Here is a 17,191-nt window from a genome sequence, read left to right on the forward strand (position 1 = left end):
GCCATGGCCACCCCCGCCCCACCCGCCGAGGGCACCCGTACCCCCTGGGAAGCCCTGCCCGAGGCCGTCCGCACGGCCGTCGCCGACGTCCTCGGCGCCCCCGTCACCCACGCCGCCACCCAGCCCGGCGGCTTCTCCCCGGGCGTCGCCGCCCGCCTGCGCACGGCCACCGGCGGCCGCGCCTTCGTGAAGGCGGTCAGCGCCCGCACCAACCCCGACAGCCCCGGCCTCCACCGCGCCGAGGCCCGCACCGCCGCCGCCCTGCCACCCACGGTCCCCGCCCCCCGCCTCCTCGGCACCTACGACGACGGCACCTGGGTCGCCCTGGTCTTCGAGGAGGTCGCCGGCCGCCAGCCCCATGTCCCCTGGCGCGCAACGGAGTTGCGCCGTGTGCTCGACGCGGTGGCCGACCTGGGCCGTGCCCTCACCCCGTCGCCCCTGCCGGCCCCGCCCGCCGCCGAGTCGCTCACCGCGTCCTTCGCCGGCTGGGAGCGGCTGACCGCACCGGCGGCCGGCCCGCTCCGCGCCCGCCTCGACCCCTGGACCCGCGACCGGCTCCCCGCTCTCGCCGCGCTCGCCGCGGACTGGCCGCGGGCCACCGCCGGGGACACCCTCGCCCACGGCGACCTGCGCGCCGACAACATCCTGCTCACCACCGACGACCGCGTCGTCTTCGTCGACTGGCCGCACGTCGTCCGCGCCGCGCCCTGGTTCGACCTGCTGGTCATGCTGCCCTGTGTGCGGGCCCAGGGCGGACCCGACCCCGAGGAGCTGTTCACCGCGCACCCCTGCGGGCGGGACGCGGACCCCGACGGGGTGACCGTGGCCCTGGCCGCGCTGGCCGGCTACTTCGTCGAGGCCTCGCTGCGCCCCTCCCCGCCCGGTCTGCCCACCCTGCGCGCCTTCCAGCGGGCCCAGGGGGAGACGGCCCTCACCTGGCTCAGGGGGCGGTGGAAGCGGTCGTAGCGGCCACGGCCGCCTCGACCAGCGCCCGCACCACCCGCACGTCCTCGCCCATCTCCGGATGCCACTGCACCCCGAGCACCCAGCCGTCGGCGGCGGACAGCTCCACCGCCTCCACGGTCCCGTCCGACGCGTGGGCGCTCGCGACCAGACCGGCGCCGAGGCGGTCGACGGCCTGGTGGTGGTACGTGGGAACCGCGCTCTCCTCCGGGACGAGCGCGGCGTACCGCGTGCCCGGGACCGGCTTGACCGGGTGGCTGCCAAACACGCCGACCGTCTCGGCGTGCCCCTCGATGTGCTGGGTCAGCGTGCCGCCGAGGGCCACGTTGAGGAGCTGCATGCCCCGGCAGATGCCCAGCAGCGGCACACCGGCCGCCATCGCCGCGTCGATCAGCGCGAGTTCCCACGCGTCCCGCTCGCGGGCCGGCGGTCCGGTGCGGGGGTCGCGCTCGGCGCCGTAGCGGACCGGCTCGACGTCCGGGCCGCCCGCGATCACCAGACCGTCGAGGCGGGCGACCGTCGCCGCCGCGTGCTCGGGGGCGTCCGGCGGCAGCATCGCGGCCAGGCCGCCCGCCCGCTGCACCAGCCGTGGATAGCCGGCCGGCAGCAGCGCCGCGTCCAGCTCCCACACGCCCCAACGTGCCCCGGCCTCCAGATAGGTACTGACCCCGATCAGCGGCCGCCCGCCGTCCGGCCCGGCCTCCGGCCTGCCGTCCCGCTTGTCGTCCGTCCCGTCACCCGTCATGAGAACTCCCGCCCCCGATCCCACGCCCCAAATGGGCTGTCCGCAGACCAATACATCGTTTCACGTCAGGAATCCCCGGAGCAGCGCCGCCGTCCCCGCGCAGTGCTCCCGCATCATCTCCCGGGCCCCGTCCGCGTCCCCGTCCAGCACCGCCTCGACCAGCGCGAGGTGCTGCCGCTGCGAGTGCTCCAGGTTGCGCACAAGCAGCGGGATGCAGTCGAGCAGGTCGTTCACCGTCGCCCGGACGGCCGCGTACTGCGCCGTCAGCGACGGCGAGCCGCACAGCTCGGCCAGCGTGAGGTGGAGCAGGGTGTCCAGGCGCCGGTAGTCCGTCAGCGGGGCGTCCGCGGTCCGGGCGAGCGCCTCGCGCAGCCGCCCCGCCTGCTCGTCCGTCAGCCCGTGCGCGGCGCACAGCCCCGCCGCGCCGACCTCCAGCACCTCGCGGAAGCGCAGCACGTCCTCGATGTCGACCTCGGCGATCCGGCGCCGCAGCTCGTCCTCGCCGCCCCCGTCCGCGCGCGGCAGCACGAACGTTCCGCCGTACCGGCCGCGCCGGGACTCCACCAGCCCCTGGTCCTGGAGCACCTTCAGCACCTCGCGCAGCGTCACCCGGCTGATCCCGAGCCGCTCCGCCAGCTCCCGTTCGGCCGGCAGCCGCTCGCCCCCGGGCACCAGGCCCAGCCGTACGACCTGGAGGATCTGCTCCAACGCCTCCTCGAAGCCGTTCCCCGCGCGCACCGGCCGCAGCACCGGAGCCAACCGGTCCCCGACGCCGCCGTCCGCGTCCACCGACATCCGGCCGTGCCCCCTTCCCAAGCAATGGTTCTCACCAATACCTTATCTCCCGGCCGCCCGATCCAGCAGAGGAAGCCCGAAGGAGGCCCTCCCGTGGCAGACCGCACACCCCCGCTCGCCGTCGAGGAACTGCACGCCCTCGTCGCGAGCGGCGAGATCGACACCGTCGTCCTGGCCTTCCCCGACATGCAGGGGCGGCTCCAGGGCAAGCGGTTCGCCGCCCGCTTCTTCCTCGACGAGGTACTCCACCACGGCACCGAGGGCTGCAACTACCTCCTCGCCGTCGACACCGAGATGAACACCGTCGACGGCTACGCCATGTCCTCCTGGGACCGGGGCTACGGGGACTTCGCCATGCACCCCGACCTGTCCACCCTGCGCCGCGTGCCGTGGAACGCCGGTACGGCGCTGCTGGTCGCCGACCTCGCCTGGAACGACGGCTCCCCCGTCGTCGCCGCCCCGCGCCAGATCCTGCGCCGCCAGCTCGAGCGCCTCGCCGAGCACGGCCTCACCGCCCAGGTCGGCACCGAGCTGGAGTTCATCGTCTTCAAGGACAGCTACGAGCAGGCCTGGGACGCGAACTACCGGGGGCTGACCCCGGCCAACCAGTACAACATCGACTACTCCGTCCTCGGCACCGGACGGATCGAGCCCCTGCTGCGCCGGATCCGCAACGAGATGGCCGGCGCCGGCCTCACCGTCGAGTCCGCCAAGGGCGAGTGCAACCCCGGCCAGCACGAGATCGCCTTCCGCTACGACGAGGCCCTGGTCACCTGCGACCAGCACGCGATCTACAAGACCGGCGCCAAGGAGATCGCCGCGCAGGAGGGCTGCTCCCTCACCTTCATGGCCAAGTACAACGAGCGCGAGGGCAACTCCTGTCACATCCACCTCTCCCTCACGGACGCCGACGGCCGCAACGCCTTCGCCGCCGAGGACGGCGGGATGACCGACACCATGCGGCACTTCCTCGCCGGCCAGCTCGCCGCCCTGCGCGACTTCTCCCTTCTCTACGCCCCCAACATCAACAGCTACAAGCGGTTCCAGCAGGGCTCCTTCGCCCCGACCGCCGTCGCCTGGGGCCACGACAACCGCACCTGCGCGCTACGCGTCGTGGGACACGGCCGCTCGCTCCGGTTCGAGAACCGGCTGCCCGGCGGGGACGTCAATCCGCACCTCGCCGTCGCCGGGCTGGTCGCCGCCGGGCTGTACGGCATCGAGCAGCGGCTCGAACTGCCCGAGGCCTGCCCCGGCAACGCCTACACCGCCGAGTACGCCCACGTCCCCACCACGCTCCGGGAGGCCGCCGAGCTGTGGGAGAACAGCCCGGTCGCCAAGGCCGCCTTCGGCGACGAGGTCGTCGCCCACTACCGCAACATGGCACGCGTCGAGCTGGAGGCGTTCGACGCCGCGGTCACCGACTGGGAGCTGCGCCGCTCCTTCGAACGCCTGTGAAAGGTCACCCCGTGTCCGACCCGCACGAGCTCATCGTTCTCAACCCGGCCACCGAGGAGGTCGTCGCCACCGTCCCCGCCGCCGACGCGGCCGACGTGGACCGTGCCGTCGCCCGCGCGAGCGCCGCCCAGGTCCGCTGGGCCGCCGCCGCTCCCGCCGACCGGGCCCGGCTGCTGCGCCGCTTCGCCGATGTCGTCGACGGCCACCTCGAAGAGCTGGCACGGCTGGAGGTCCGCGAGGCGGGTCATCTCCTCGGCAACGCCCGCTGGGAGGCCGGCAACGCCCGTGACCTGCTGCTGTACGCGGCCGGCGGCGTCGAGCGCCTCACCGGCCGGCAGATCCCGGTCCCGGGCGGCTGGGACGTCACCTTCCACGAGCCGCTCGGCGTGGTCGGGGTGATCGCCCCCTGGAACTTCCCCCTGCCGATCGCCGCCTGGGGCTCCTTCCCGGCCCTCGCGGCCGGCAACGCGGTCGTCCTCAAGCCCGCCGAGACCACCCCGCTGACGGCGCTGCGGCTCGCCGAACTCGCGCTCGACGCGGGCCTGCCCGAGGGGCTGTTCCAGGTCCTTCCCGGATACGGCTCGGTCGCCGGGCGCGCACTCGTCGACCACCCCGGCATCGCCAAGATCGTGTTCACCGGCTCCACCCGCACCGGCCGCGAGGTCATGGAGCGCTGTGCCCGCCAGGTCAAGCCGGTCACCCTGGAGCTCGGCGGCAAGAGCCCCAACGTCGTCTTCGCCGACGCCGACCTGAAGGCCGCCGTCGACCCCTTCTCCTTCCTCGACAACTCCGGCCAGGACTGCTGCGCCCGCACCCGGATCCTCGTCCAGGAGTCGGTGTACGACGACGTCGCCGACCTGCTCGCCGCCGCGCTGTCCGCCGTCGTGGTCGGCGACCCCGCCGACGAGGCGACCCAGATGGGTCCGCTGATCTCCCGTCAACAGGTGGACCGCGTACGGTCGTTCGTGCCGGACGACGCCCCGGGGCTGCGGGGAGGCGCCCCCGACGGGCCCGGCTTCTGGTTCCCGCCGACCGTCCTGACCGGCGCGGCGCCCGACTCCGACGCCGCCCGCGAGGAGATCTTCGGCCCCGTCGCCGTCCTCCTCCCCTTCACCGACGAGACGGACGCGATCCGGCTCGCCAACGACACCCCCTACGGCCTCTCCGGCTCCATCTGGACCCGGGACGTCGGCCGCGCCCTGCGCGTCTCGCAGGCCGTGCGCGCGGGGAACCTGTCCGTCAACTCCCACTCCAGCGTCCGCTACTGGACCCCGTTCGGCGGCTACAAGCAGTCCGGCGTCGGCCGCGAGCTGGGCCCGGACGCCCTGACCGCCTTCACCGAGACCAAGAACGTCTTCATCAGCACGGAGGGCCCCGCACAGTGACCGAACAGAGTGTTTGCCGTCGTCTCGTCGGCCGGACGGCCGTCATCACCGGGGCCGGCAGCGGCATCGGCCTCGCCACCGCCCGCCGGCTCGCCTCCGAGGGCGCGCACGTCGTCTGCGGCGACGTCGACGAGGTCCGCGGCAAGGCGGTCGCCGACGAGATCGGCGGGACCTTCGTGAAGGTCGACGTCACCGACCCCGAGCAGGTCGAAGCGCTGTTCAGGACGGCGTACGACACCTACGGCAGCGTCGACATCGCCTTCAACAACGCGGGCATCTCCCCGCCCGACGACGACTCCATCCTGGAGACCGGGCTGGAGGCCTGGAAGCGCGTCCAGGAGGTCAACCTGACCTCCGTCTACCTGTGCTGCAAGGCCGCCATCCCCTACATGCGGCGTCAGGGCAGGGGCTCCATCATCAACACGGCGTCGTTCGTGGCGCGGATGGGCGCGGCCACGTCGCAGATCTCGTACACGGCGTCCAAGGGCGGTGTGCTCGCGATGTCCCGTGAACTGGGCGTGCAGTTCGCCCGGGAGGGCATCCGCGTCAACGCCCTCTGCCCGGGACCGGTCAACACCCCGCTTCTGCAGGAGCTGTTCGCGAAGGACCCGGAGCGGGCCGCCCGCCGCCTGGTGCACATCCCGGTGGGCCGGTTCGCCGAGGCCGAGGAGATCGCCGCGGCCGTGGCCTTCCTGGCCAGCGACGACTCCTCGTTCGTCAACGCCACCGACTTCCTGGTGGACGGCGGGATCGCGGGGGCGTACGTCACCCCGCTGTAGGGCTCACAGGAACGTGTGGCCCTCACCCCGGTAGGTGGGCACGGTCGCCGTGACCGTGTCCCCCTCCACGAGGTGCAGCACGTCGAACCGCTCGCACAGCTCACCGGCCTTCGCGTGCCGGAACCACACCTTGTCGCCGATCAGCAGATCGTCGGCGGGGGACCCGATGAGCGGCGTCTGCACCTCGCCGGGGCCCTCCTGGGGGTCGTACCGCAGCCCTTCCGGGAGGTACGGCACGGGAAGCCGGTCGGGCCCGGCGGCCCCGGAGGCCGGGTATCCGCCGCCGAGGACGGTCACGACGCCGACCCCCGGCCGCCGTACGACGGGCTGGGCGAACAGGGCGGCCGGACGCCCGGTGAACGACGTGTAGTTGTCGAACAGCCGCGGTACGTACAGCCCCGACCCGGCACCGATCTCCGTCACCGCGTCCTCGGCGGCCGTGTGCTGCACACTGCCGGTGCCGCCGCCGTTGACGAACTCCAGATCCGGCGCGACCGCCCGCACCGCGCGCACCACGGCGGCGCGCCGCTCGGCCAGTTCACGGCGGGCCGTGGCCTGCATCAGCCGGATCGCCCGGGACCGGAAGGGCCGTCCGGCGACGTCGTCGCCGACACCGGCGATATGACCCTCGTACGCCATGATCCCCACGAGCTTGAACCCCGGCCGCCGGGCCACCGCCCGGGCCACCTCGGCGACCTGGGCGGGGGAGTGCAGCGGGGAGCGCAGGGCGCCGACCCGCACCCGGCCGCCGAGCAGCTTCAGCGAGGTGTCCAACTCCAGGCAGACCCGCACGACTTCGGTGCCGCCGGCGCGCGCTCCGTCGATGAGGTCGAGCTGGGCGACGTCGTCGACCATGACCGTGACGGCCGCGGCGAGCTTGGGATCGGCGGCGAGCTCGGCGAACGCGGAGCGGTCGGCGGAGGGGTAGGCGAGCAGGATGTCGTCGAAACCGGAGCGGGCGAGCCACAGGGACTCGGCGAGGGTGAACGACATGATCCCCGCGAAGCCGTCCTTCGCGAGGACGCGCTCCAGCAGGGTCCGGCAGCGGACGGACTTGCTGGCCACACGGATGGGCTTGCCGCCGGCCCGGCGGCGGAGGTCCTCGGCGTTGGCGTCGAAAGCCTCGAGGTCGACGATCGCAACGGGGGCGTCGAGATGCTCGGTGGCCCGGTCGTAACGGGCCCGGTCGGCGGCGCGCGCAGTCATGGACGAAGCCTGCCAGACTCGATTACCGCAGGGTAGGGGGATGTTCCGGGCAGATGCCCCGTCGGTCACGGACTGGTTCCCGTTCGCTCGGCAACAAGCCGTAGAGTGACGCGCACGCACGGAGGGACGGCTCCGGCCGGCGATCCGCGCCGGGATGCCGCTTTCTCCGCGCGGGTATGCGTGCCTGGACGGACCACCGTGTCCGCACCGGGCCGCCCGGGCACGCGCAGGACGGCCCGCGTACGAGAACGACGGCCCGGGCCAGAGGAAACGGGGGGTGCATGAGCACGGAAGCACGCCGCGCCTCGATCCCCCCGCGCCCGGACGTCCCACCCCGGCCGCCCGAGCCGGGCGAGGACGGGGACCAGCGCAGCGACGCACCCGGGGAGAAACCCGCGAACGCCACAGGACAGCCGTACGACGCCCAGGAGAACCGCGGGAGCGAGGGCACGGCCGGTACGAACGGTGGCGACGGTGAGGGCGGTGCCGGGGCGCGGAACTCCGGCCCCCGCGACCGGCCCTCCCGTCCCACGGGAGCCACCGCCCCGCGGCCTCCGCGCATCCCGGCATCCTGGGTCCGCCCGTACTCCCCCGCGGCCGCGCAGGACGGCGGCACCTCCCCGGAGGCGCCCGACGGGGGCACCCCCTTTGATACGGACCCCGTGAGCGCGCCGCCCCCGCCTCCCGCGTCCGCCCGCTTCCCCGACGCGCCTCCCCGGACGACCGGGCCCTCCGACTTCTTCGGCTCCCGTCCCGCCGGGACCGCCGACGGCGGCGCCTCGCGTCCCACCGCTCCCGTCTCCGGCAGCGCCTGGAGCCCGCTGCCCCGCAGCTGGGTCCCCAGCCCGAGTGTCGGCGCGGACCCCGAGCCGGGGCAGGCTCCGGGACGCGGGGCGGCGTCGGCCCGGCGTACCGCCTCCGCGCGGTCGGCGGCCGATGAGGACTCCCGGCCGGCCTGGTCGCCCATCTCAGCCACACCGCCCCCCGACTTCACCGTCCCGCCCGCGCCCAGGACGCCTCCCCCGAGGCCCACCACCCGCCCCACGGCGGGACACCCCGACCCGACCCACCCCGCGCCGCCCACCCAGGGCCCCACGTCCGGGCCCGGAGCCTCCCCGCGTCCCGCTTCCGGACCGGGATCCTCGGACCGCCGTCCCGCCACGGGTCTCGGATCCCCGAGCCGTACGGACGCCGCCGCGCCCCCCGCGTCCGGCCCGGGCACCTCCACGCGCCCCGCGTCCGGCCCGGGCACCTCCACGCGCCCCGCGTCCGGCCCGGGCACCTCCGCACGCCCCGCGTCCGGCCCGGGCACCTCCGCACGCGCCGCGTCCGGCCCGGGCACCTCCACGCGCCCCGCGTCCGGCCCGGGCAGCACCTCCGCGCACCCCGCGACCGGCTCGGGAGCCTTCACCCGGCCTGCGTCCGAGTCGGGCACCTCCACGCGCCCGTCGCTGTTCGGTGATGCCGACCCGGGCACCTCCGCAGCCCCCACGGCTGGTCAAGGCACTCCCGGCCGCCCCCCTGCCTCGCCCGACACCGCGCCGCGTCCCACGTCCGGCTCCAGCATCCCGCCGCGCCGCACGTCCGGGCCGGACACGCCCCCGCGCCCGTCGGCGTCGCCCGACACCGCGCCGCGTCCCGCGTCCGGGTCGAGCATCCCGCCGCGCCGCACGTCCGGACCAGAGACGCCTCCGCGTTCGTCGGCGTCGCCCGGCACGCCCCCGCGCCCCGCCTCTGGGCCCAGCACCCCGCCGCGCTCGTCGGCGTCGCCCAGCACCTCGCCGCGCCGCACGTCCGAGGCAGAGACGCCTGCGCGCCCGTCGGTGTCGCCCGGCACGCCCCCGCGCCCCGCCTCTGGGCCCAGCGCCCCGCCGCGCTCGTCGGCGTCGCCCAGCACCTCGCCGCGCCGCACGTCCGGGCCGGACACGCCTCCGCGCCCGTCGGTGTCGCCCGGCACCGCGCCGCGTCCCGCGTCCGGGGCGAGCATCCCGCCGCGCCGCACGTCCGGGCCGGACACGCCTCCGCGCCCGTCGGTGTCGCCCGGCACCGCGCCGCGTCCCGCGTCCGGGGCGAGCATCCCGCCGCGCCGCACGTCGGGGCCGGACACGCCTGCGCGCCCGTCGGCGTCGCCCGGCACCGCGCCGCGTCCCGCGTCCGGGGCGAGCATCCCGCCGCGCCGCACGTCCGGGCCTGAGATGCCCCCGCGCCCGTCGGCGTCGCCCGGCACGCCCCCGCGCCCCACAGCCGCGGCCGGCACACCCCCGCGCCCCGCAGCCGAGCCCCCCGCGCCCCCGCGTCCGGCGGCCCCGCCGCGTCCCTTCCCGCAGACCTCTTCGCCCGCGGCCTCGGCCGGGCAGGGGGCCCCTGCCGGTCGTGCGCGTCCCGGTGAGGCGGTGAGCGGTGGGGGTGTCTCGCCCGACCCCGCGTTCTCCTGGAGCGCCCCCATGGCCCCCGGCGGTGTCCCGGGGGCCGCGCGGCCGGTGGTGACGTTCGCGCGGCCGGAAGGCTTCGGGGACACGCCCCGGGGGATCGCGCGGCGGACGCGCACCGTCGTGGCCGCCGCCTGTGTCGTGCTCGGACTCGGCCTCATCGGCGGTGCCGCCACCGGCAGTTGGCTCATCGGGGACGCCGAGGGAAGCGGCGCGCGGGACACGTACGCCGCCGCCGGCGGCCTGTGGCACAACGTCCCCGTCGATGATCTGTTCCCGGTCACCGTCGAGGGGCAGGGCGCCGGCCCCGGCGGAGCCGACCGCACCTGGACACGGATCGCCGTCGCCCCCGACAGCGGCTGCGCCGACGCCTTCGACCCCCTGCTGCGCCAGGCCCTCACCCCGGTCGGCTGCCAGCGGCTCCTGCGCGCCACCTACACCGACGCCACCCAGAGCTACGTCACCACCGTCGGCCTGCTGTTCACCACCGCCGACGCCGCCACCATGCGCGCCCTCGACACCCGCTTCGACAAGGAGGGCCTGGCCCGCCGGACCGACCTGATGCCGAAGCCGTACGCCGCGAAGGGCACCGCCGCCGCCTCCTTCGGCGACAAGCAGCGCGCCTCGTGGACGATCTCCGTCCTCACCGACGCCCCGGTCGTCGTCTACGCCGTCTCCGGCTGGGCGGACGGCCGTACCGTCGACACCCCGGAGCCGGCCTCGCAGGCCACCGTCTCCGGCGCGACCGCGGCCCCCGCCCAGGCCGGCCTCGGCAACGAGGCCCAGGGCCTCGCCGACCGCATCGAGCGGAGCCTGCGCAAGACCGCCGTCACGCCGCCCTCGGAGCAGCCCTCATGAGCCGCCGCAGCCCTCGCAGCCGTCACCGCCGCAGGGCCGGGCTGCTCTGCGGTCTCCTCGCCGGTTCCGTCGCCCTGCTGACCGCGGCGCCCGCCCACGCCGACGGCATCCGCGCCCAGCAGTGGGCCCTCGACGCCATGCACACCCAGGAGGCCTGGCAGACCACCAAGGGCAAGGGCATCACCGTCGCCGTCCTGGACACCGGCGTGGAGGCCGACCACCCCGACCTCGAGGGCAACGTCCTCGAAGGCAAGGACATGGTCGGCTTCGGCGCCACGGAGGGGGACCGGGCCTGGGCCCGGCACGGCACCGCCATGGCCGGCATCATCGCCGGACACGGCCACGGGTACGGTGACGAGGACGGCGTCATGGGCATCGCGCCCGAGGCCAAGATCCTTCCCGTCCGCGTGATCCTGGAGGACGAGGACCCCCAGCGCACCAAGGCCCGCAACAGCCGTGGCAACGCCCTCGCCGAGGGCATCCGCTGGGCCGCCGACCAGGGCGTGGACGTCATCAACCTCTCCCTCGGCGACGACTCGGCCTCCGCCCACCCCGAGCCGGCCGAGGACGAGGCCGTGCAGTACGCCCTGAAGAAGGGGGTGGTCGTCGTCGCCTCGGCCGGCAACGGCGGGGACAAGGGCGACCACATCTCCTACCCGGCGGCCTACCCGGGCGTGATCGTCGCGACCGCCGTCGACCGCTACGGCACCCGCGCCTCGTTCTCCACCCGCCGCTGGTACGCCACGGTCGCCGCTCCCGGCCAGAAGGTCGTCATCGCCGATCCCGACCACAAGTACTACGAGGGCTGGGGGACCAGCGCGGCCTCCGCGTTCGTCTCGGGAGCGGTCGCGCTCATCAAGGCCGCCCACCCCGGGCTCACCCCGGCGCAGATCAAGAAGCTCCTGGAGGACACCGCCCGCAACCCTCCCGCCGACGGCCGTGACGACTCCCGGGGCTTCGGCTTCGTCGACCCCGCCGCCGCGATCAGGGCCGCACGCGACCTCAAGCCGCAGGGCCTGAAGTCCGCGTCCTACGGCAAGCAGTACTTCGGCGCGGGCCCCGACGCCGCCCGCGCCGACGACGACACCTCCAGCTGGGCCGCCCCGCTCGCGGGCGGCGCCGGAGTGGTGCTCCTGATCGGCGCGGTCGTCCTGTGGCGCGGCCGCCGCGAACCGGCCGGGTTCGACACCTACGAGAGCTACGAGACCTACGAGACCTACGAGGCCTAGGAGAGCCGCGAGAGGTACCGGAGAGGTACCGGCGCTACGACCCGGTGTCGTCCGTGAGCGCCGACACCGCCGCCTTCGCCGCCGCCTCCACCAGCGAGACGCCCTTCGCCTGGGTCGCGTTCCCCTTCGACAGCACCGCCACCAGGTACGTGCGCCCGCCGGACGCCACCCGCCCGATGCTGTTGATGTCCCACAGCCCGGTAGTGCTCCTGGCCAGCCAGCCGTTCTTCAGCGCCCACGACGAGCCGTCGGCCGCCGCCGAGACACCCCAGTGCTGGTCGGCCGCTATCTGTCCCATCAGGCTCCGCAGATACGTCCGCGACGCCTCGCTCAGTTCCGAGTCGTCCCCGAAGACCTGCTGGAGCAGCGTGAGCTGGTCGGCGGCCGTGGTCTGGGTCAGCCCCCACAGCATGTCGTCGCCGCCCTCGGTGTGCGTGAGCCCGAACCGCTCGTTCGCCGCGTCCAGCCCCTCCGCCTTGCCGATGGTCCGCCACAGCTCCGAAGCCGAGGTGTTGTCGCTGTTCTCGATCATCGAGGTGGCCTGCGACTTCTCGGTCGCCGTGAGATGCCGTCCCGCGTCCTGGGCCTGGAGCAGCAGCGTGGCCAGGATGTCCACCTTCACGATGCTCGCCGTGTCGAACGCGGCCGAGCCGTACGTCGCGCCGTCCCCGGAGTCCATGTCCAGCACCGCCACGGACACCTTCGCGGTGTCCGGCACGGTCACCGACTTCATCGCCCCGGCCAGCAGCGCGTCGTAGTCCACCTCGGGTGCGGCCACCGACTCCACGCTCACCCCTCCGTCCGCGGATTCCGACGCGGAGGCCGAGGGCTCCGCGAAGGACGACGATACGGCCCCCTCGCCGGAGTGCGCCTGCGCCTTCACATAGACGGTGCCGCCCGCGGTGGCACCGAGGACGGCCACGGTGGCGAGCGCGGTGGAGAGGAGGGGACGGCGCCGGGAGGGGCGGGCGCGACGACCGCTACGAGCTCTGCGAGACTCCATGCCCGTGATCGTGGTGGCACCGACTGTGCGGGCCGTTAGACGAACGTAAGAGGTACATCAGCGAATGCTGAGAATCCTGTGAAAGCTGTCTCCGTCGCGTTTCGGGCCCCGCACAAGCCCAGCAGGATCCCCCCGATAAGGTCGGTGACCGTGGCGAACAAGAACATTCCCGACCCCGGTTACTCCGACGACGACGGCTCCGCCGACCCCCGGCTGAGCGCGGCGCTCGCCGCCTGGGCCGAGGACCGCACCGCCGTCGGACCCGTCCTGGAGGCCCTCAAGGGCACCCGGCTGCTCGTCCCCGTGGTGGCCGTCCTCGGCGAGGTCGAGGAGGACGAGAACGGGCTGCGCCGCGAGAAGACCAGCGACATGGCCGTCCCCACCCTGAAGGCCGGCGGCCGCACCGCCCTGCCCGCCTTCACCTCCACCGGCTCCCTGGCCCGCTGGGACCCGGCGGCGCGCCCCGTCGCCGTACCCCTGCACCAGGCGCTGCGGGCCGCCGCGCACGAGAAGGCGGACACCGTCGTGCTCGACCTGGCCGGGCCGGTGACGTTCGAACTGACGGGACCGGCGCTGCTGGCGCTCGCGGAGGGCCGTACGACGACCGATCCGCTCGTCGATCCGGCCGTACGGGAGGCGGTGCGCGCCGCGGTGGCCGCCGAGCCCGCCGTCGTCCGCGCGCACCTCGGGCCGGGGCAGGCGGACGGCACCCTCGCGCTCGTCCTCGACCCGGCCGCCGCCCCCGCCGAGGCCGCCCGGGCCGTGGCCGGCCGCCTCGCCGCCGACGCGACACTGAGGGCCCGCCTGGTGCGCGGCCTCGACCTGGCGCTCCTGCCGGCCGGAACCACGCCTCCGGGCGAGCCCCTGTACGTACGCGGATGAACCCGAAGGACGAGGACGCCTGCCGGGGCACCAGGGGGTGTTTCGAAAGTCCCGCACAGCACCCGCACAGGACTTTCGAAACACCCCCTAGCCGTAGACGGGTCCGGTGTACTTCTCGCCCGGGCCCTGGCCCGGCTCGTCCGGGACGATCGACGCCTCGCGGAAGGCCAGCTGGAGCGACTTCAGGCCGTCGCGCAGCGGGGCCGCGTGGAAGGAACTGATCTCGGTCGCGCTCGCGTCGAGCAGCCCGGCGAGGGCCGTGACCAGCTTGCGGGCCTCGTCGAGGTCCTTGTACGTGTCGCCCTCCTCGGTGAGCCCGAGCTTCACGGCGGCCGCGCTCATCAGGTTGACGGCGACCGTGACGATCACCTCGACGGCCGGGACCTCGGCGATGTCGCGGGTCATCTCGTCGAAGTCGGCGGAGGCGTGGTCCGGGGAGCCGGCGGGGGAGGTCTCACTCATGCCCCACACGATAGGCGCAGGCCGCCCGGTTCCCGCACCGAGGCTCGATTCGCCCATCCCGGCGCGGGCTGGTAATCTCGACTAACGACCGGTCGGACACGCGTGCCCCTCAGCAGGCGGGCCCGGCCCACAAGTGGAGGCTCCGAACTCCCACCCGACCGCCCCCCAGGGACGGCGGGTCACCCCGGTCAGGCGGCCGCCATCGTTCCGTACGGACGATGGAGTCGCCCGGTAGTGCGCCCCGCGATCCTCGCGACGGTGCTCCGGTAGTGCTTGGAGCCCCCGCATGTGATCGTTCGGGGCATTTTTTGTGCTTCGGCGTGGTTATAGGTCTAACGACACAGACGTTACGCGGCCGTCCGCCAGACGCTCGCGTGGTGCTACCGAGGAGGATCCATCAGCGCCGAGCCCCGCATCAACGACCGGATTCGCGTTCCCGAGGTGCGACTTGTCGGTCCCAGTGGCGAGCAGGTGGGCATTGTCCCGCTGGCCAAGGCACTGGAGCTTGCGCAGGAGTACGACCTGGACCTGGTCGAGGTCGCGGCGAACGCCCGCCCGCCGGTCTGCAAGCTCATGGACTACGGGAAGTTCAAGTACGAGTCGGCCATGAAGGCCCGTGAGGCGCGCAAGAACCAGGCGCACACGGTCATCAAGGAGATGAAGCTCCGGCCGAAGATCGACCCGCACGACTACGACACCAAGAAGGGTCACGTCGTCCGGTTCCTCAAGCAGGGCGACAAGGTCAAGATCACGATCATGTTCCGTGGTCGCGAGCAGTCCCGGCCCGAGCTGGGCTACCGACTGCTGCAGCGTCTCGCGGAGGACGTCCAGGAGCTCGGGTTCGTCGAGTCGAACCCCAAGCAGGACGGCCGAAACATGATCATGGTCCTCGGTCCGCACAAGAAGAAGACCGAGGCGATGGCCGAGGCCCGTCAGGCGCAGGAGGCCCGCAAGGCCGAAGCGAAGGCCAACCCCGGCCGCTCGCAGAACCCCGCGGACGCCGAGTACACCGACGCCGAGGACACCGAGACCGCCGAGGCCCCTGCCGAGGCTTCCGCCGAGGCGTGATCCGAGGGACCCACGTCCCCTGGATGCAACCCATACAGCAGCGACGCTCCACCCCGTGCCCGGTTTCACGACCGGGCACCGGAGCGCCACCGACGAGGAGAGAACGGCGCTATGCCGAAGAACAAGTCGCACAGCGGTGCCAGCAAGCGCTTCAAGGTCACCGGCTCCGGCAAGGTGCTCCGTGAGCGCGCCGGCAAGCGCCACCTGCTCGAGCACAAGTCGTCCCGCGTGACGCGTCGCCTCACCGGCAACGCCGAGATGGCCCCGGGCGACGCCGCGAAGATCAAGAAGCTTCTCGGCAAGTGAGGTCGGGCGCACCGCGCCTGATCCACGCACACCGGGACCCAATCGAATCCGGGCCGTGTGACGACACCCACGGCCCCGCTACAAGGAGTTAACAAGTGGCACGCGTCAAGCGGGCAGTCAACGCCCACAAGAAGCGCCGGGCGATCCTCGAGCAGGCCTCCGGCTACCGCGGTCAGCGTTCGCGCCTGTACCGCAAGGCCAAGGAGCAGGTCACCCACTCGCTGGTCTACAACTACAACGACCGCAAGAAGCGCAAGGGCGACTTCCGTCAGCTGTGGATCCAGCGCATCAACGCGGCTGCCCGCGCCAACGGCATCACCTACAACCGCTTCATCCAGGGTCTGAAGGCCGCGAACGTCGAGGTCGACCGCAAGATCCTCGCCGAGCTCGCCGTGAACGACGCTGGCGCGTTCGCCGCGCTCGTCGAGGTCGCGCAGAAGGCGCTGCCGTCGGACGTGAACGCGCCCAAGGCCGCGTGACGCTGCGCTCGCTTTCGAGCCGACGTGACTGAAGGACCCGCAGGTTCCATCCTGCGGGTCCTTTGCTGCTGACGCCCGCCGGGGCCGCCATTCGGGTGCGGGCCCGTCCGTGGCCGGTCGCGCGGTTCCCCGCGGCCCCTGAGAACAAAAACCCGTCGAGCTGCGGGCAGTCGTACCGCTGGGGCGGCACGGGTGGGCGCAGCGGCACCCCGCCGACGCGGGCGAGTGAGACCCCGGCGGTATCAGAACCCACCGAGCTTCGAAGGTGAACCAGAACATGCCCCCCGCCAGCCCCGAGCTGATCTCCCCCCGTTCTCCCCGTGTGGCCGCCGCGCGGCGGCTCGCTCGGCGGAACTTCCGGGGGAAGGAGCGGCTGTTCCTCGCGGAGGGGCCGCAGGCCGTGCGGGAGGCGGCGGCGTACGGCGCGGACACCCTGACCGAGCTGTTCGCCACCGTCGAGGCCGCGGAGCGGTACGCCGACATCGTGGGGGAGGCCCGAGCCGCCGGCGCCCGGATCCATCTCGCCGACGAGCAGGTCATCGCGGACATCTCCACGACCGTCACCCCGCAGGGGCTCGTCGGGGTCTGCCGGTTCGTCGACACCCCCTTCGAGGAGATCCTCGCCGCCCGGCCCCGGCTGGTCGCCGTCCTGGCGCATGTGCGCGACCCCGGCAACGCCGGCACCGTCCTGCGCTGCGCCGACGCCGCCGGTGCCGAGGCCGTCGTCCTGACCGACGCGTCCGTCGACCTCTACAACCCGAAGGCCGTCCGGGCCTCCGTCGGGTCGCTGTTCCACCTGCCCGTCGCCGTCGGTGTGCCCGTCGAGCGGGCGGTGGCCGGACTCAAGGACGCCGGGGTGCGCATCCTCGCCGCCGACGGGGCCGGCGAGGACGACCTCGACGACGAGCTCGACCAGGGCACCATGGGCGGGCCCACCGCCTGGGTCTTCGGCAACGAGGCCTGGGGGCTCCCGGAGGAGACCCGTGCCCTCGCCGACGCCGTCGTACGGGTCCCGATCCACGGGAAGGCGGAGAGCCTGAACCTCGCGACCGCCGCGGCCGTATGTCTCTACGCATCGGCCCGTGCACAGCGCGCCTCCGGAGGGTGCCGCTCCGTCACCGAGAGCTAGTAGGGTGACGAGCTCGGG

Annotated in this window: 17 protein-coding genes; 11 read left to right on the plus strand and 6 right to left on the minus strand. The window is 74.0% G+C overall.

The features are described 5' to 3' along the window. Positions 1 to 3: 3 nt before the first annotated feature. The gene (locus OG852_RS38410) at positions 4 to 966 is read left to right on the plus strand and encodes an aminoglycoside phosphotransferase family protein (protein ID WP_330350301.1); all 963 of its coding nucleotides are present in this window, start codon (positions 4 to 6) and stop codon (positions 964 to 966) included. Here the strand turns inward: OG852_RS38410 and OG852_RS38415 are convergent. Beyond that, positions 941 to 1,708: a gamma-glutamyl-gamma-aminobutyrate hydrolase family protein gene (locus OG852_RS38415; protein WP_330350302.1), complete on the minus strand. Its 768-nt coding sequence runs from the start codon at positions 1,706 to 1,708 to the stop codon at positions 941 to 943. The two genes, OG852_RS38410 and OG852_RS38415, sit on opposite strands and share 26 nt — an antisense overlap. A 60-nt stretch (positions 1,709 to 1,768) precedes the next feature. Further along, positions 1,769 to 2,503, minus strand: a complete 735-nt coding sequence (locus OG852_RS38420; RefSeq protein ID WP_133913438.1) for a FadR/GntR family transcriptional regulator — start codon at positions 2,501 to 2,503, stop codon at positions 1,769 to 1,771. A gap of 93 nt (positions 2,504 to 2,596) precedes the next feature. On the opposite strand from OG852_RS38420, the gene OG852_RS38425 reads away from it, so the two are divergent. Genes OG852_RS38425 through OG852_RS38435 form a run of 3 tightly spaced genes read left to right on the plus strand, consistent with a single transcriptional unit; the run spans position 2,597 to position 6,122 of the window. Next, the gene (locus tag OG852_RS38425) at positions 2,597 to 3,958 is read left to right on the plus strand and encodes a glutamine synthetase family protein (RefSeq protein ID WP_133913437.1); all 1,362 of its coding nucleotides are present in this window, start codon (positions 2,597 to 2,599) and stop codon (positions 3,956 to 3,958) included. Positions 3,959 to 3,969: 11 nt separating this feature from the next. Further along, positions 3,970 to 5,343 (plus strand): aldehyde dehydrogenase family protein, encoded by a 1,374-nt coding sequence (locus OG852_RS38430; RefSeq protein ID WP_330350303.1) that lies wholly within the window; start codon positions 3,970 to 3,972, stop codon positions 5,341 to 5,343. Beyond that, complete coding sequence (locus OG852_RS38435; protein ID WP_133913435.1) at positions 5,340 to 6,122, plus strand: 3-oxoacyl-ACP reductase; 783 nt, start codon at positions 5,340 to 5,342, stop codon at positions 6,120 to 6,122. Before OG852_RS38430 ends, OG852_RS38435 begins: the two co-directional genes overlap by 4 nt. Positions 6,123 to 6,125: 3 nt before the next feature. On the opposite strand, the gene OG852_RS38440 is transcribed toward OG852_RS38435, so the two are convergent. Further along, entirely contained in the window at positions 6,126 to 7,328 is a 1,203-nt protein-coding gene (locus OG852_RS38440) for an amino acid deaminase/aldolase (protein ID WP_133913434.1), read from the minus strand. A 1,498-nt stretch (positions 7,329 to 8,826) separates the two neighbouring features. Then, positions 8,827 to 9,555: a hypothetical protein gene (locus OG852_RS38445; protein WP_330350304.1), complete on the minus strand. Its 729-nt coding sequence runs from the start codon at positions 9,553 to 9,555 to the stop codon at positions 8,827 to 8,829. Between the two features lie 166 nt (positions 9,556 to 9,721). Here OG852_RS38445 and OG852_RS38450 point away from each other — a divergent pair, with 166 nt between their 5' ends. Further along, positions 9,722 to 10,615, plus strand: coding sequence for a hypothetical protein (locus OG852_RS38450; RefSeq protein WP_330350305.1), 894 nt, complete (start codon positions 9,722 to 9,724; stop codon positions 10,613 to 10,615). Continuing rightward, a complete protein-coding gene (gene mycP / locus OG852_RS38455; RefSeq protein WP_330350306.1) occupies positions 10,612 to 11,844 on the plus strand; it encodes a type VII secretion-associated serine protease mycosin in 1,233 nt (410 codons plus the stop codon). The genes OG852_RS38450 and mycP overlap by 4 nt, the downstream gene beginning before the upstream one ends. A 34-nt stretch (positions 11,845 to 11,878) precedes the next feature. Here mycP and OG852_RS38460 read toward each other — a convergent pair whose 3' ends face one another. After that, a complete protein-coding gene (locus OG852_RS38460; RefSeq protein WP_133913431.1) occupies positions 11,879 to 12,847 on the minus strand; it encodes a serine hydrolase in 969 nt (322 codons plus the stop codon). A 150-nt stretch (positions 12,848 to 12,997) separates the two neighbouring features. On the opposite strand from OG852_RS38460, the gene OG852_RS38465 reads away from it, so the two are divergent. After that, on the plus strand, positions 12,998 to 13,729 hold the full coding sequence (locus tag OG852_RS38465; protein WP_330350307.1) for an SseB family protein: 732 nt from the start codon (positions 12,998 to 13,000) through the stop codon (positions 13,727 to 13,729). An 87-nt stretch (positions 13,730 to 13,816) separates the two neighbouring features. Here the strand turns inward: OG852_RS38465 and OG852_RS38470 are convergent, their stop codons facing one another. Next, positions 13,817 to 14,191, minus strand: a complete 375-nt coding sequence (locus OG852_RS38470; protein ID WP_208117188.1) for a DUF1844 domain-containing protein — start codon at positions 14,189 to 14,191, stop codon at positions 13,817 to 13,819. Positions 14,192 to 14,587: 396 nt separating this feature from the next. Here OG852_RS38470 and infC point away from each other — a divergent pair, with 396 nt between their 5' ends. The 4 genes from infC to OG852_RS38490 all read left to right on the plus strand — a co-directional run bounded on the left by infC (position 14,588) and on the right by OG852_RS38490 (position 17,173). Continuing rightward, entirely contained in the window at positions 14,588 to 15,259 is a 672-nt protein-coding gene (infC, locus tag OG852_RS38475; RefSeq protein ID WP_133913429.1) for a translation initiation factor IF-3, read from the plus strand. Positions 15,260 to 15,370: 111 nt separating this feature from the next. Continuing rightward, positions 15,371 to 15,565: a 50S ribosomal protein L35 gene (gene rpmI, locus OG852_RS38480; protein ID WP_004933563.1), complete on the plus strand. Its 195-nt coding sequence runs from the start codon at positions 15,371 to 15,373 to the stop codon at positions 15,563 to 15,565. Positions 15,566 to 15,660: 95 nt separating this feature from the next. Continuing rightward, positions 15,661 to 16,044, plus strand: coding sequence for a 50S ribosomal protein L20 (gene rplT, locus OG852_RS38485; RefSeq protein ID WP_004002577.1), 384 nt, complete (start codon positions 15,661 to 15,663; stop codon positions 16,042 to 16,044). A 277-nt stretch (positions 16,045 to 16,321) separates the two neighbouring features. Further along, positions 16,322 to 17,173, plus strand: coding sequence for a TrmH family RNA methyltransferase (locus OG852_RS38490; protein ID WP_133913428.1), 852 nt, complete (start codon positions 16,322 to 16,324; stop codon positions 17,171 to 17,173). Positions 17,174 to 17,191 lie beyond the last annotated feature (18 nt).

It is taken from the genome of Streptomyces sp. NBC_00582, assembly GCF_036345155.1.
Lineage (GTDB): Bacteria > Actinomycetota > Actinomycetes > Streptomycetales > Streptomycetaceae > Streptomyces.